The sequence below is a fragment of the Geodermatophilus sp. SYSU D00708 genome, from assembly GCF_054050115.1.
This window is the reverse complement of sequence record NZ_JBJGYS010000002.1, coordinates 1-13230: the sequence shown is the minus strand read 5'-3', so window position 1 is coordinate 13230 and position 13230 is coordinate 1. Positions and strand designations below refer to the sequence as shown.

Sequence of the window (13230 nt, the reverse complement as noted above, 5' to 3'; positions counted from 1 at the left end):
GGCCGCACCGGTACCCCCGCTCCGGGCCGGGAACGCGCGGGACCCGGATCGGCTGCGGCCGGTAAGAAGGACCCATGGCCGACCCCTTCCCCTCCCTCGCCGAGCTCGCCGCCGAGGAGCAGGACCTGCAGTTCACCGGCTTCACCAACGAGGACGCGTGGGACCTGGGGTCGGCGCTGGTCGCGGTCGCCCGCGCCCAGGGCGCGCCGGTCGCGATCGCCGTCGAGCGCAACGGCCACCGGCTGTTCACGGCGGCCCTGACCGGCGCGACCCCGGACAACGACTCCTGGATCGCGCGCAAGCTGCGCGTGGTGCACCGCTTCGGCCACAGCAGCCTGTACGTCCGGCAGGCCTCGGCGGAGCGGGGCACCACCTTCGAGGAGGAGTTCGGCCTGGACCCGCGGCGCTACGCGGCCCACGGCGGCGCCTTCCCGGTGCTCGTGCGGTCGGTGGGGCCGGTCGGCGCGGTCGCCGTCTCCGGGCTGCCCCAGCTCGAGGACCACCGGATGGTCGTCGCCGCGATCCGGGCGCACCTGGACCGCTGACCGCCCCGCTCAGCCGGTGCGGGCCAGCGGGGCCGCGGCCGGGCGGCGGCGCAGGGACCGGGGCGCGTGCTCGGGGAGGACGCCCAGGCCGATGACGCGGGCCGGGATCCCCTGCAGCGCGGGGAACCGCTGCAGCAGCCGCAGCACGCGGGGCGCGCCGACGACGAGGTCCCCGCTCAGGACACGGGCGAGGACCCGTCGCTGGATCTGCCGCTGGCCCAGCTGCACCAGGGCCGTCGGCAGCAGCCGGCGCATCCGCACCAGGGCCAGCCGGGCGGGGCTCGGACCGCCGTCCCCGAACCGGCCGGCGAGCAGCCGCGCGGCGGCCGCGGCGTCCTGCACGGCGAGGTTGATGCCGACCCCGCCGATCGGCGACATCGCGTGCGCGGCGTCGCCGATGACCAGCAGGCCGGGCCGGTGCCACCGGGTGAGCCGGTCCACCCGCACGGAGAGCACGCTGACGTGGTCCCAGTCGTGCAGGGTCGCCACCGCGCCGGCCATCGCGGGCAGCAGCCGGCCGAGCTCGGCGCGGAAGGCCTCGATCCCGGCGTCGCAGAGCGCGGCGAAGCCGTCCTTGGGCAGCACGAAGGCGGTCTGCCAGTAGTCGCCCCGGTCGATCATCACCACCAGGCGGCCGCGCGAGATCCGGCCCATCCCCCCGAACGACGGCCCGCTGTCCCCCGGCACCTTGGGCAGCCGGAACCACAGCACGTCGATCGGCGCGCCGAAGTCCCGCAGCCGCAGCCCGGTCTCGGCGCGCAGACGGGAGTTGCGGCCGTCGGCGGACACGGTGAGCGCGGCGCGGACCTCCCCCTCGGTGCCCTGGCCGGTCCGGTACCGGACGCCGACGACCCGGCCGTCCTCGTGGACCAGGCCGACCGCCTCGGTGCCCATCCGCAGGGAGAAGGTGGGGAGGTCGCGCGCCTCGTCGGCGAGGAAGTCCAGGAAGTCCCACTGCGGCACGAACGTGAGGAACGGGAAGCGGCCCGGCAGGCGGGTGAAGTCGGCGACGGCGAAGGTGCCCGCGTCGGTGGTGACCCCGATCCGCGGGACCTCCTGGTGCGGCAACCGCAGGAACGCCTCGGCCAGGCCCAGCTCGTCGAGCAGCCGCAGCGTCGACGGGTGGACGGTGTCGCCGCGGAAGTCGCGCAGGAAGTCGGTGTGCTTCTCCAGGACCACGACGTCGACGCCCTGCATCGCGAGGAGCAGCCCCAGCACCATGCCCGCGGGGCCGCCGCCGGCGATGCAGCAGGTGGTCGTCTCGGTGCTCACGGGGACCTCCTCAGCGACTGCGGTAGAGACGGGTGGTGACCGGCAGGAAGACCGCGGCCAGGGCAGCGGCCACCGCCAGCGAGACGACGATCGCGGTGGTGTCCGGGGCGCCGGCCATCAGCGAGCGCGACGCGGTCGCCAGCACCGAGATCGGGTTGACCTCGACGAACGCCTGCAGCGGCCCGGGCAGCGTGCGGGGGTCGACGAAGACGTTGGACAGGAACGTCAGCGGGAAGATCCCCATGAACCCGGCGTTCATGACCGCGTTGGGCGAGCGCATCAGCAGGCCGAGCACCGAGAAGACCCAGGACAACCCGAACGAGAAGACGACGACCAGCGCGAGCGCCGCGAGCGCCCCGCCGGGGCCGCCGTCCGGCCGGTACCCGAGGGCGACCCCGACCGCGATGATCACCGTGCCGGCCACGACGTAGCGCACGCTGTCGCCGAGCAGCGAGCCCAGCAGCGGCGCGGGCCGCCAGATCGGCAGCGAGCGGAACCGGTCGACCACGCCCTTGGTGAGGTCGGTGTTGAGGGTGACCCCCGAGTAGACGGTGGTGAACAGCACCGACATCACCAGCAGCCCGGGCAGCGTGTAGTCCAGGTAGGCGCTGGTGGAGCCCGCGATCGCACCGCCGAACAGGTACGTGAACATCAGCAGGAACATCACCGGCGTCACGGTGACGTCGAGCAGCTGCTCGGGCACGTGCTTGACCTTGAGCATCCCGCGCCAGCCGAAGGTGAGCGCGGTCGACAGCGGCCCGGGTCGCGGCGGGCGGGCGGTGGAGGCGATGGCCCGGCGGACGGCGGCGGCGTCGGTCGTGCCCGGGGACGCGGCGGTGGCGGTCACGAGGCCTCCTCCAGGGTCGGTGCGTCGGCGTCGGCGTCGTCGGCGGGGTGGCCGGTGAGGGCCAGGAACACCTCGTCCAGGCTCGGCTGGCCGAGGGAGAAGTCGGCCAGCCCCACGCCGGCGCGGGCGAGCTCGGCCAGGCCCAGCGCGGCCTTCTCCGCGTCGGCGCAGGCGGCGGAGAGCGCGGCCGGGTCCGCCTCGGGCACCACCACGCCGACCGTCCGCTCCAGGACGCCCGCGGCGTCGGCGCGCCGCTCCGGGTCGAGCAGCCGGACGTGCAGGGAGCCGGTGCCCACCGACGCCTTGAGCTGGCCGGGCGTGCCCTCGGCGATGACCCGGCCGCGGTCGATGACGACGATCCCGTCGGCGAGCTGGTCGGCCTCCTCGAGGTACTGGGTGCAGAGCAGGATCGTCGTCCCCTCCGCGACCAGCGCCCGGGCGATCTCCCACACCTGGTTGCGCGAGCGCGGGTCCAGCCCGGTGGTCGGCTCGTCGAGGAACACCAGCCGCGGGGTGACGACGAGGCTCGCGGCGATGTCCAGCCGCCGCCGCATGCCGCCCGAGTAGTGCTTCACCAGCCTCCCGGCGGCCTCGGCCACGCCGAAGGCCTCCAGCAGCTCGTCGGCGCGGGCCCGGGCGGCCGCCCGGCGGTGGCCGAGCAGCCGGCCCAGCAGCACGAGGTTCTCCCGCCCGGTGAGCTCCTCGTCGACCGAGGCCAGCTGACCGGTCAGGCTGACCAGGCCGCGGACGGCGTCGGCCTCGGTGACGACGTCGTGCCCGAGGACCCGGGCGCGGCCGGCGTCGGGCTCGATCAGCGTGGCCAGCATGCGGATCGTGGTCGTCTTCCCGGCGCCGTTGGGGCCCAGCACCCCGTAGATCGCCCCGGCGGGGACGGCGAGGTCGACCCCGGCCACCGCGCGGGTGTCGCCGAAGGACTTCGTGAGGCCGGTCGCCTCGATGGCCAGTGTCATCGCGCTCCTCGGTTCGGGGTCCGCCGCAGCGTCTCTCGTCCCTCTGACGGAATCTGCGCCGCGGACTCATCGCCCGCCACCCATTTCCGCGGCGATGCTCGCCCTTCGAGCGCGCTCGAGGTCAAGCCCGCCAGCGGTACTCCATCTCCGGGCGGCCGGTACCGCCGTAGCGCGGGGCGCGGTCGACCAGGCCGGTGTCGGCCAGGTACTCCAGGTACCGGCGGGCGGTGATCCGGGAGGCCCCGATCTGCTCGCCGGTCTCGGTCGCCGACAGCCCGTGCCCCGCCGCCCGGACGGCGGCCACCACGGCGTCGAGGGTCTCCCGGCCCATCCCCTTGGGCAGCGGCGCCGGGCGGGCCGGCCGGACCGCGTCGAGCACCCGGTCCACCTCGTCCTGGCCCGCGGCGGCGCCGCCGGACCGCAGCCGCGCGCGGTACTCGGAGTAGGCGGTCAGCCGGTCGCGCAGCGCCGGGTAGGTGAACGGCTTGAGCAGGTAGCCGACGACGCCGTGGGCGGCCGCCGCCCGCACCGTGGCCAGCTCCCGCGCCGAGGTGACCGCCAGGACGTCGACGTCGGCGCCCGCGGCGCGGATCCGCCGGCACAGCTCGATGCCGCTGGTGTCGGGCAGGTTCATGTCCAGCAGCACCAGGTCGACCCGCGCGCGGGCCAGCGCGTCCAGGGCCAGGGCGCCGGTGCCCGCCACGGCCGCGGTCGTGAACCCCGGCGTCCGGTCGACGTAGGTCCGGTGCGCCTCGGCGGCGACCGGCTCGTCCTCGACCACCAGGACGGCGATCACCGCGGCGCCCCGGCGGTCACCGGCAGGGGCAGCGAGACCCGGAACTCCGCGCCGGGGCCGGGCCGGACCGACAGCGTCCCGCCGTGCCGGCGCACCGCCGCGTCGACCAGCGCCAGCCCCAGCCCGCGGCCGAGCCCCTGCGGCGCGCCGGTCGCGTCCTTGGTCGACCAGCCCCGCTCGAACAGGTGCGGCAGGTCCTCCTCGGCCACCCCGGGACCGGTGTCCTCGACCCGGATCTCCAGCCGGCCGTCGACGACCTCGAGCGCGGCCTGCACCTCCCGCGGCGGGTCGCCGGCCAGCGCGGCGTCGATGGCGTTGTCCAGCAGGTTGCCGACGATCGTCACCAGGTCGCCGCCGGGGATCCCGGTGCTGCCGACCGAGGTGGCCGGGTCGATCTCGAGCAGGACGCCGCGCTCGTGCGCGGTCGCCGTCTTGCCCAGCAGCAGCGCGGCCAGCACCGGCTCCCCCACCGCGTCGACCACCCGGTCGGTCAGCTGCTGGGCGGCGGCCAGCTCGGCGGTGGCGAACTCGACCGCCTCCTCCGGCCGGCCGAGCTCCACCAGCGAGACGGTGGTGTGCAGCCGGTTGGCGGCCTCGTGGGCCTGGGCGCGCAGCGACTCGGCGAAGGACCGCACGCTGTCCAGCTCGCCGGTGAGCGCCTGCAGCTCGGTGTGGTCCCGCAGCGTCACGACCGTGCCCGCCGACCGGCCCGCCGTCCGGGGTGGGGCCTGGTTGACCACCAGGACCCGGCTGCCGGTCACGTGCACCTCGTCGACGGCGGTGCGCTGCCGGCCGAGCACCTCGGTCAACCCCGGCGGGAGCCCGAGCTCGCTCACGTGCCGGCCGGTCGGGTCGCCGTCGAGGTCCAGCAGCCGGCGGGCCTCGTCGTTGACCAGGTGCACCCGCTGGTCGGCGTCCACCAGCAACAGCCCCTCGCGGACGGCGTGCAGGACGGCGGAGTGGTACTCGACCATCCGCGCCAGTTCCGCTGGGGACAGGTCGTGGGTCTGCCGGCCCACCCGGCGGCTCAGCGCCCAGCTGCCGAGCGCGCCGACGGCCAGCGTGGCCGCGCCGGTGCCGAGGATGCCGGGGACGGCGGCGGCGAGGTCCTCCCCGATGGCGTCGACGGTGATGCCGGCCGAGACCACCGCCACGACGTCGCCGTCGGTGCCGAACACCGGGCCGGTGGCGCGGACCGAGGGGCCCAGGGTGCCGGTGTAGGTCTCGGTGAACGTCTCGCCGCGCAGCGCCGGGGCGACGGTGCCGCGGAACGGGCGGCCGATCTGCTCCGGGTCGGGGTGGGTGAAGCGGGTGCGGTCGGGGGCCAGGACGGTGATGAACGAGGTGCCGGTGTCGGCCCGCACCTGCTCGACGTAGGGCTGCAGCACCGCGGTCGGGTCCGGGCCGGAGACCGCGTCGCGCACCAGCGGGGAGTCGGCGAGGCTCTCCACGATCGCCGTCGTCCGCTGTCCGGCGGCGTCCCGGACGGCCTGCCGGGCGTCCAGCCAGGCCACGGCGGTGGCCGCCAGCACGACGACGCCCACCACGAGGGCCTGCAGGAGCAGCAGCCGGCGGGCCAGGCTGGCCCCCCGCCCGAACCGGGACAGGACGGCGGGTACGTGCACGCCGGAAGTGTGCCGCGCCCAGGCGGCGGGAACGGCACCGGTGAACGCAATGAACACATGGGTGACCCCGGTCACCCCACCGGGAACTGTGATCGCCGTCGCCCCGTCCGGGCCGACGTCCTCCGAGGGCACTCGCCCCCGGCCGACTCCGCAGGAGCAGTCGATGGCCTCAGGCACCGAGCAGGAGACCCCGCCCCGCGCGCGGCGGGACCGCACCCACTGGCTCTACCTCGCCGTGATCGGCGCGGTGATCGCCGGCATCGTCGTCGGCTTCGCCTTCCCCGAGTTCGCGGTCGGCCTCAAGTGGCTGGGCACGGCCTTCGTCGGGCTGATCAAGATGCTCATCGGCCCCGTCATCTTCTGCACCATCGTGATCGGCATCGGGTCGATCCGGCAGGCGGCCAAGGTCGGCCGCGTCGGGGGCCTGGCGCTGGGCTACTTCCTGCTCATGTCGACCGTCGCCCTGGCGATCGGCCTGGTCGTCGGCAACCTGCTGCACCCCGGTGACGGCCTCCAGCTCAGCGAGGCGCTGCGCGGGCAGGGCGCGGAGCTGGCGGAGACCGCCGAGGGCGGCGGCGGGACGACCGACTTCCTGCTCGGGCTGATCCCGACGACGCTGCTGTCGGCCCTCACCGAGGGCTCGGTGCTGCAGGCGCTGCTGGTCGCGCTGCTGGTCGGCTTCGCCATCCAGGCGATGGGCCGCTCGGGCGAGCCGCTGCTGCGCGGGGTCGGCCACCTGCAGCGGCTGGTCTTCCGGATCCTCGCGATGATCATGTGGGTCGCGCCGATCGGTGCCTTCGGCGCGATCGCCGCCGTCGTCGGCGAGACCGGGATCGACGCGCTGAAGAGCCTCGCCGTCATCATGCTCGGCTTCTACGCCACCTGCGCCGTCTTCGTGGTCGTCGTCCTGGGCCTGCTGCTGCGCCTGGTGGCGAAGGTGAACGTCTTCAGCCTGCTGCGCTACCTCGGCCGCGAGTTCCTGCTGATCGTCTCCACCTCGTCGTCGGAGACGGCGCTGCCGCGGCTGATCGCCAAGATGGAGCACGCCGGGGTCAGCCAGCCGGTCGCCGGGATCGTCGTCCCGACCGGGTACTCGTTCAACCTCGACGGCACCGCGATCTACCTGACGATGGCCTCGCTGTTCATCGCCGAGGCGCTGGGCGACCCGCTGTCGATCGGGGAGCAGATCGGCCTGCTGGTCTTCATGATCATCGCGTCGAAGGGCGCCGCCGGGGTCACCGGCGCCGGTCTGGCCACCCTCGCCGGCGGCCTGTCGGCGCACCGGCCGGACCTGCTGGACGGCGTCGGCCTGATCGTCGGGATCGACCGGTTCATGTCCGAGGCCCGCGCGGTGACCAACTTCGCCGGCAACGCGGTGGCCACTCTGCTCATCGCCACCTGGACCAAGGAGCTCGACCGCGACCGGTTGTCCTCGGCGCTGTCGGGTGAGAGCCCCTTCGACGAGGAGAGCTGGATCGACGAGCACGACGAGCCGTCGTCGGGCACCAACGCCGGGCCGGGCCAGCGCGACGCCCGCGCCGCCGAGCGCGAGGTGGCCGGGGCCTCCGTGCACTGACCGCCCCGCACTGGCACCCCTGCACGACGGAGCCCCCGGCCTGCCCAGGCCGGGGGCTCCGGCCCGGCCGAGGGCACCGCGACTGGCGTTCTGGCGCTGAGAGCGCCAGAATGGCGCCATGCCCAGTGTCCAGATCAAGGACGTGCCGCCGGAGATCCACGCGGTGTTGCGCCGTCGGGCAGCGGCTGCTCACCAGTCCCTCCAGGAGTACCTGCGCACCCGCCTGATCGAGGAAGCCAGTTCCGCCACCGTGGAGGAGGTCCTGGAGCGGGCCGGCGGACGGGCCGGCGGGTCCGCGTCGTTCGAGGCGTCGGTGGCCGCGCTCCGCGAGGACCGTGATCGTCGTTGACGCCAGCGTCCTCGTGCCCGCGCTGGCGGACGACGGGGCCGATGGCGACCACGCCAGGCAGCGGCTCAGGGGGCAGGTGCTGGCAGCCCCCGAGATCCTCGACCTCGAGGTGCTGTCGGTCCTACGCCGGCTCTGTCGTGCCGGGGCCGTACCACCGCGGCGAGCCGAGCAGGCTCTGCGCGACCTGACCGACCTGCCCGTCCGCCGGGCCCCGCACCGCTCCCTGCTCCCCCGGTGCTGGGAGCTGCGCGAGGACCTGACCGTGTACGACGCGTCGTACGTCGCACTCGCCGAGGCGCTCGACACCGTGCTGCTGACGGCAGACGCACGACTGGCCCGCGCCCCGGGTGTGCACTGCCGGGTCGACGTGGTCGGTCCGTCGGACGTGTCCTGACGAGCGGGCCGCCGCCCGTGCCCCTCGGGTCGCCGCCGCTGCGACAGTGACCCCATGCACCTGGTCCTGGAGTACACGCTGGCCGACGACTACCTGGAGCGCCGGGCGGCGCTGCGCGAGGAGCACCTGGCCCTGGCCCGGGCCGCGCACGAGCGCGGCGAGCTGCTGCTGGCCGGCGCCCTGCCCGACCCCTACGACCGGGCGCTGCTCGTCTGGACCGCCCCGCGCGAGGTCGTCGAGCGGTTCGTCGCGGCCGACCCGTACGTCGTCCAGGGCCTGGTGACGGGGTGGACGGTCCGCGACTGGAACGTGGTCGTCGGAGGCTGACGCCGCCGGGAGCAACCGAGGCTGACGGAGTGTGGGGGTGCAGGAGACCTGCACCCCCACACTCCGATACGGGCGTGGGGCCTCAGCGGCCGAGCACGCCGCGCAGCGCGCCCGAGAGCCACTCCCGCGCCTGATCGGCCGACGAGGGCGAGCCGAGGTGGCGCGCGGCCACGTAGAGGTCGGGGCGGACGAGGAGCACCCCGCCGTCCTCGATCTCGCGCAGCTCGGCCCAGGTGCCGTACGGGTCCTCGACGGGCTGGCCGGGGCCGATGGACACCGGGGTGACCGACAGCCCCAGCTCCGGCCCGAGCTCCGCGGCGGCCGCCAGCCACGCCTCGCCGCCGATCCCCGTGACCACGGCGAACCGGCCGCCTCCGACCAGGTCGAGGGTGGAGGTCCGGCGTCCGCCCACGGTCACCCAGGTGTGCGGGATCTTCGCGCCGGGCCAGGTGGTGGCCTGGGCGTAGAGCACGGGGTCGCGCCGGTACTCCGGCATCGGCGTCCCGTCGGGGACGACCGCCGAGGAGGCGTACCGCTGGTTGTGCTCGACCCCGTGGGCGTCGAACTCGTAGGCCTTGTAGGCGATCGCCTCGCGCAGCGCGGCGCGGATCTTCTCCCCCTCCGGGCCGGGCGACTTCCACAGCGCCAGCTGCTCCTGCAGGTGGTCGGCCTCGGTGTGCTCGAGGTCCAGCGCGGTGAGGATCTTGCCGGTGTCGGCGATGCTCTGGTTGGCCCGCTCGACGATCTGCCGGGCGATCGGCGCCCGCTCGGCGTCGTAGCTGTCCAGCAGGGACGGCGCGGCGGTGCCGGCGACGACGTGGGCGAGCTTCCAGGCCAGGTTGTAGGAGTCCTGCACGGAGGTGTTGGATCCCAGCCCGTTGGTCGGCGGGTGCCGGTGGATCGCGTCGCCGGCGCAGAACACCCGGCCCTTCGAGATCGTCGTCGCGAAGTGGTGGTTGACCGTCCACGGCGAACGGGACTTCACCCGCATCTCGAAGTCGTCGGTGCCGACGAGCGCGACCGCGAGCTCCCGGACCACCTCGTCGCTGAGGTCCGGCGGGCCACCGGCCACCTCGTAGCCCCACATGAGCATCCACTCGTTCCAGGGCTTGATCATGCGGAGCACGCCGAGGCCGACGCCCTCCTTCTCCGCGCCCGGCTGGAGCATCCAGTAGAGGACCGAGGGCCGGTGCGCGACGAACCTCGACAGGTCGGCCTCGAACACGATGCTCAGCGCGCCGGCCACCGCGCCGGGCCCCTCGTAGGGCAGGCCCAGGTCGGCGGCGACCTTGCTGCGGGCGCCGTCGGCACCGACGAGGTACCGCGAGCGGATCGTGTACTCGGCCCCGGTCAGCCGGTCGCGGACGGTCGTGGTGACGCCCTCGTCGTCCTGCACGTGGCCGACGTACTCGGTGTCGAAGCGGATCCGCGCGCCGCGCTCCTGGGCGGCCTGGACGAGGATCGGCTCGGTGATCGTCTGCGGTGCGTCGAGCATCGTGGTCGGGCTGGCCAGCTCGTAGTCGGCGTGGCGGACGGTGTCGGTGCCCCACGACGGGATCCGGCCCAGCTCCTCGCCGGCGAGGCTGGTGCAGAAGGTCGTGTTGCCCATGTACTCCCAGGGCGTCGCCTCGCGCATGAGCCGGTCCTCGATGCCCATGTCGCGCATCGCCTCCATCGTGCGCTGGTTGGTGATGTGCGCACGCGGGGTGTCCGACAGCCGGCCGTACTTGGTCACCATCAGCGTGGACGTGCCGTAGGTCGCCAGGAACAGGGCGGCCGACGCCCCGGCCGGCCCGGATCCGACGACGAGGACGTCGACCGCGACGGCCGCCCCTTCCTCGCCGGTGGTCGTCGTCGCGGGAACGCTCATCGAGGTCCTCTCGTCGGGGGGTCGGGAAGCGGACAACTGTCCGTGCCGGGTCGATCCCATCGCCGGACCGCCCGCGTGTCAACCGTCACAGGATGCGCCGCCCTCGGCGGCGGTGTTCAGTTCCTGCACACCCCCCGGGGTTGTGACGAGGGCCATACTCGCCGGGGTCGAGGCCCGGTCGGGGGCGCACAGGGCCGGCGGGAGGTGGGCGTGACGGTCGCGGGGTGGCAGGCCTTCCAGGTCGGCGCCGAGCCGCGCGGCGTGCGCGAGGAGGTGCTCGCCTCGTGGCGCCGGTCGCGGTGGAGCGGGGTGGACCCCGACCTCGACGTGCCCCCGGTGGACGACGCCGACGCGGACTCCCCGTTCGTGCGGGTGGCCGCCCCGGTGCTGCTGGGGATGGCCGACCTGCTCGCCGACAGCCGGACCTGCCTGGCGCTGGCCGACCGGCAGGGACACGTGGTGTGGCGGTGGGTCTCCGACGCCCAGCTCACCGCCGAGGTCGACCGGTCGGGGATGCAGTTCGGCGCCAGCTTCGACGAGGAGCGGGTCGGCACCTGCGGCATCGGCACCGCCCTGGAGACCGGCCGGATGGCGACCGTGCTGGGCGCCGAGCACTTCGTCGAGTCCTTCCACCGCTGGGCGTGCGTCGCGGTGCCCGTCGTCTCCCCGGTCACCGGGCGCACGGTGGGTGCGGTCAACGTGACCAGCCGCGCGGCGGAGGCCACCCACTTCCTGCAGGTCACCGCCCGGTCCCTGGCCGAGGGGGTCCGGTCGGCCCTGGCCGCGTCGGCCACCGAGGCCGAGCACCGGCTGCTCGCGGCGTTCCTGCGGGCCCGGGAGGGCGCGACGGCCCCGGTGGTCGCGCTCACCGGCGACCTGTTCCTCACCGACGCCTCGGCGGCCGCCCTCGGCCTCGACCACGCCGTGGTGTGGGCCGCGGTCACCGAGGCCGGACCGGCCGCCACCTGCGTCGCCGTGGCCCACGGCGTCCTCGCCCGCGTCACGCCCGTCACCCCCGGCCGGCCGGGGGACGGCGCGGTCCTGGTCCTGCGGGCCGCGGAGCGCCTCGCGCCCGGCCCGGAGGGCGCGCTGCCGTGCGGGCGGCGGCTGACCCCGCTCGAGCAGGCCGAGTCCGACGTCATCGCCGCGGCCCTCACCGAGTGCGGCGGCAACAAGTCCGCGGCGGCCGCCCGCCTGGGCATCTCCCGCGGCACGCTCTACCAGAAGCTGCGGCGCTACCGCCCGCTCACCGCCCAGCCGCCGGGCGCAGCCCCCGTCCCCGCAGCCCCCGTACTCGCAGCCGCGCCGGCTGCGTGCCCTCGGTCCACCGTCGAACCCGGAGGAGAGCCCCGCCCGTGAGCAAGATGCGCTTCGGCCTGTTCATGCCGCCGTTCAACAGCCCGCCGACCCAGAACCCGACGACGTCGCTGCAGCGCGACATCGAGACCATCCAGCTGCTCGACCAGCTCGGCTACGACGAGGTGTGGGTCGGCGAGCACCACTCCGCGGCGACGGAGATCATCGCCGACCCGCTGACGTTCCTGGCGCACGTCGGCCCGCTCACCCGGCACATCCGGCTGGGCACCGGCGTGGTCTCCCTGCCCTACCACAACCCGCTCTGGGTGGCCGACCGCGCCATCCTCGTCGACCACCTGCTGCGCGGCCGCCTGATGCTCGGCGTGGGCCCCGGGTCCCTCCCCACGGACGCCGCGATGATCGGCCTGGAGCCGGCGCAGCTGCGCCCGGCGCTGCACGAGGACCTCGACGTGCTGGTCCGGCTGCTGACCACCGACGAGCCGGTGTCGGTGAAGACCGACCGGTACGAGCTCGTCGAGGCCCGCTGCCAGCTGGCCCCCTACCAGGACCCGTGCTTCGAGATGGCCGTCGCCGCCACCGCCTCCCCCACCGGGCCGCGGCTGGCGGGGAAGTACGGCCTGGGCATGCTCTCGGTCGGCGCGACGACCAAGGAGGGCTTCGACGTCCTCGGCCACCACTGGACCGTGCTGGAGGCCGAGGCGGCCGCGGCCGGGCGGACCGCCGACCGCTCCCGGTGGCGGCTGATGGGTCCCATGCACATCGCCGAGACCCGCGAGCAGGCCGTCGAGGACATCCGGTACGGCTTCGACGCGTTCGTCGACTACACGCAGAAGACCCTGGCGCTGCCCCCGGTCCGCATCCCCGGCGACACCTTCGACGAGCGGCTGGCCTGGCTCGACGACAGCGGCTGGGGGGTCATCGGCACGCCCGACGACGCCATCGCGCAGATCCAGCGCCTGGTCGACCAGTCCGACGGCGGGTTCGGCTGCTACATCCTGCTGCAGCACGACTGGGCGAACTGGCAGGCCACCCAGCGCAGCTTCGAGCTGTTCGCCCGCCACGTGATCCCCGCGTTCCAGCCCTCGCAGAAGCGGCTGCTGGCCGCCGAGTCCTGGGCGCGCAGCAAGCACGCGGAGCTCGACGCCAAGAACGGCGCCGCCATCCAGGCGGCGACCGACCGGTACGCCCAGGAGAAGGCGGCGGCCGGCCAGGCCTGACCGTCCGGGGGGGGGGGGGGGGGGGGGGGGGGGGGGGGGGGGGGGGGGGCCCCCGCCCCCCCCCCCCCCCCCCCACCACCCCCCCACCCCCCCCGCCCCCCCCCACCCCCACCCCCGACCACCC

13 protein-coding genes are annotated in these 13230 nt (G+C 74.9%); 7 read left to right on the top strand and 6 right to left on the bottom strand.

Features of this window, described 5'->3' with window-relative positions; all coding sequences use genetic code 11:
- Nucleotides 1–74 precede the first annotated feature (74 nt).
- A complete protein-coding gene (locus ACI79D_RS01975) occupies nucleotides 75–545 on the top strand; it encodes a heme-degrading domain-containing protein (RefSeq protein ID WP_456916615.1) in 471 nt (156 codons plus the stop codon).
- A gap of 9 nt (nucleotides 546–554) precedes the next feature.
- Here the strand turns inward: ACI79D_RS01975 and ACI79D_RS01970 are convergent, their stop codons facing one another.
- The 5 genes from ACI79D_RS01970 to ACI79D_RS01950 all read right to left on the bottom strand — a co-directional run bounded on the left by ACI79D_RS01970 (nucleotide 555) and on the right by ACI79D_RS01950 (nucleotide 6056).
- Nucleotides 555–1817 carry an FAD-dependent oxidoreductase gene (locus ACI79D_RS01970; protein WP_456916614.1) on the bottom strand — a complete coding sequence of 421 codons (1263 nt, stop codon included), beginning with the start codon at nucleotides 1815–1817 and terminating at the stop codon, nucleotides 555–557.
- A 10-nt stretch (nucleotides 1818–1827) separates the two neighbouring features.
- Nucleotides 1828–2664 (bottom strand): ABC transporter permease, encoded by an 837-nt coding sequence (locus ACI79D_RS01965; RefSeq protein ID WP_456916613.1) that lies wholly within the window; start codon nucleotides 2662–2664, stop codon nucleotides 1828–1830.
- On the bottom strand, nucleotides 2661–3635 hold the full coding sequence (locus ACI79D_RS01960; RefSeq protein WP_456916612.1) for an ATP-binding cassette domain-containing protein: 975 nt from the start codon (nucleotides 3633–3635) through the stop codon (nucleotides 2661–2663). Before ACI79D_RS01960 ends, ACI79D_RS01965 begins: the two co-directional genes overlap by 4 nt.
- A gap of 121 nt (nucleotides 3636–3756) precedes the next feature.
- Nucleotides 3757–4431: a response regulator gene (locus tag ACI79D_RS01955; RefSeq protein WP_456916611.1), complete on the bottom strand. Its 675-nt coding sequence runs from the start codon at nucleotides 4429–4431 to the stop codon at nucleotides 3757–3759.
- Nucleotides 4428–6056, bottom strand: a complete 1629-nt coding sequence (locus tag ACI79D_RS01950; protein WP_456916610.1) for a sensor histidine kinase — start codon at nucleotides 6054–6056, stop codon at nucleotides 4428–4430. The genes ACI79D_RS01955 and ACI79D_RS01950 overlap by 4 nt, the downstream gene beginning before the upstream one ends.
- Before the next feature lie 163 nt (nucleotides 6057–6219).
- On the opposite strand from ACI79D_RS01950, the gene ACI79D_RS01945 reads away from it, so the two are divergent.
- From ACI79D_RS01945 to ACI79D_RS01930, 4 genes are all read left to right on the top strand, one after another.
- On the top strand, nucleotides 6220–7632 hold the full coding sequence (locus ACI79D_RS01945) for a cation:dicarboxylate symporter family transporter (protein ID WP_456916609.1): 1413 nt from the start codon (nucleotides 6220–6222) through the stop codon (nucleotides 7630–7632).
- Between the two features lie 118 nt (nucleotides 7633–7750).
- Nucleotides 7751–7981, top strand: coding sequence for a FitA-like ribbon-helix-helix domain-containing protein (locus ACI79D_RS01940; RefSeq protein ID WP_456916608.1), 231 nt, complete (start codon nucleotides 7751–7753; stop codon nucleotides 7979–7981).
- Nucleotides 7968–8375, top strand: coding sequence for a type II toxin-antitoxin system VapC family toxin (locus ACI79D_RS01935; protein WP_456916607.1), 408 nt, complete (start codon nucleotides 7968–7970; stop codon nucleotides 8373–8375). Before ACI79D_RS01940 ends, ACI79D_RS01935 begins: the two co-directional genes overlap by 14 nt.
- Before the next feature lie 54 nt (nucleotides 8376–8429).
- A complete protein-coding gene (locus ACI79D_RS01930; RefSeq protein ID WP_456916606.1) occupies nucleotides 8430–8702 on the top strand; it encodes a YciI-like protein in 273 nt (90 codons plus the stop codon).
- A gap of 82 nt (nucleotides 8703–8784) precedes the next feature.
- On the opposite strand, the gene ACI79D_RS01925 is transcribed toward ACI79D_RS01930, so the two are convergent.
- A complete protein-coding gene (locus ACI79D_RS01925) occupies nucleotides 8785–10572 on the bottom strand; it encodes an FAD-dependent oxidoreductase (RefSeq protein WP_456916605.1) in 1788 nt (595 codons plus the stop codon).
- Nucleotides 10573–10782: 210 nt separating this feature from the next.
- Here ACI79D_RS01925 and ACI79D_RS01920 point away from each other — a divergent pair, with 210 nt between their 5' ends.
- Together ACI79D_RS01920 and ACI79D_RS01915 are read left to right on the top strand one after the other, a co-directional pair.
- Nucleotides 10783–11931 carry a helix-turn-helix domain-containing protein gene (locus ACI79D_RS01920; RefSeq protein WP_456916604.1) on the top strand — a complete coding sequence of 383 codons (1149 nt, stop codon included), beginning with the start codon at nucleotides 10783–10785 and terminating at the stop codon, nucleotides 11929–11931.
- A 5-nt stretch (nucleotides 11932–11936) separates the two neighbouring features.
- Entirely contained in the window at nucleotides 11937–13106 is a 1170-nt protein-coding gene (locus ACI79D_RS01915) for an LLM class flavin-dependent oxidoreductase (RefSeq protein ID WP_456916900.1), read from the top strand.
- Nucleotides 13107–13230 lie beyond the last annotated feature (124 nt).

Excerpts from the sequence above, each read along its gene's own strand:
- ACI79D_RS01975 (WP_456916615.1), top strand. The coding sequence starts at position 75 with ATGGCCGACCCCTTCCCCTCCCTCGCCGAGCTCGCCGCCGAGGAGCAG.
- ACI79D_RS01960 (WP_456916612.1), bottom strand. The coding sequence starts at position 3,635 with ATGACACTGGCCATCGAGGCGACCGGCCTCACGAAGTCCTTCGGCGAC.
- ACI79D_RS01945 (WP_456916609.1), top strand. The coding sequence starts at position 6,220 with ATGGCCTCAGGCACCGAGCAGGAGACCCCGCCCCGCGCGCGGCGGGAC.
- ACI79D_RS01940 (WP_456916608.1), top strand. The coding sequence starts at position 7,751 with ATGCCCAGTGTCCAGATCAAGGACGTGCCGCCGGAGATCCACGCGGTG.
- ACI79D_RS01930 (WP_456916606.1), top strand. The coding sequence starts at position 8,430 with ATGCACCTGGTCCTGGAGTACACGCTGGCCGACGACTACCTGGAGCGC.
- ACI79D_RS01925 (WP_456916605.1), bottom strand. The coding sequence starts at position 10,572 with ATGAGCGTTCCCGCGACGACGACCACCGGCGAGGAAGGGGCGGCCGTC.
- ACI79D_RS01915 (WP_456916900.1), top strand. The coding sequence starts at position 11,937 with ATGCGCTTCGGCCTGTTCATGCCGCCGTTCAACAGCCCGCCGACCCAG.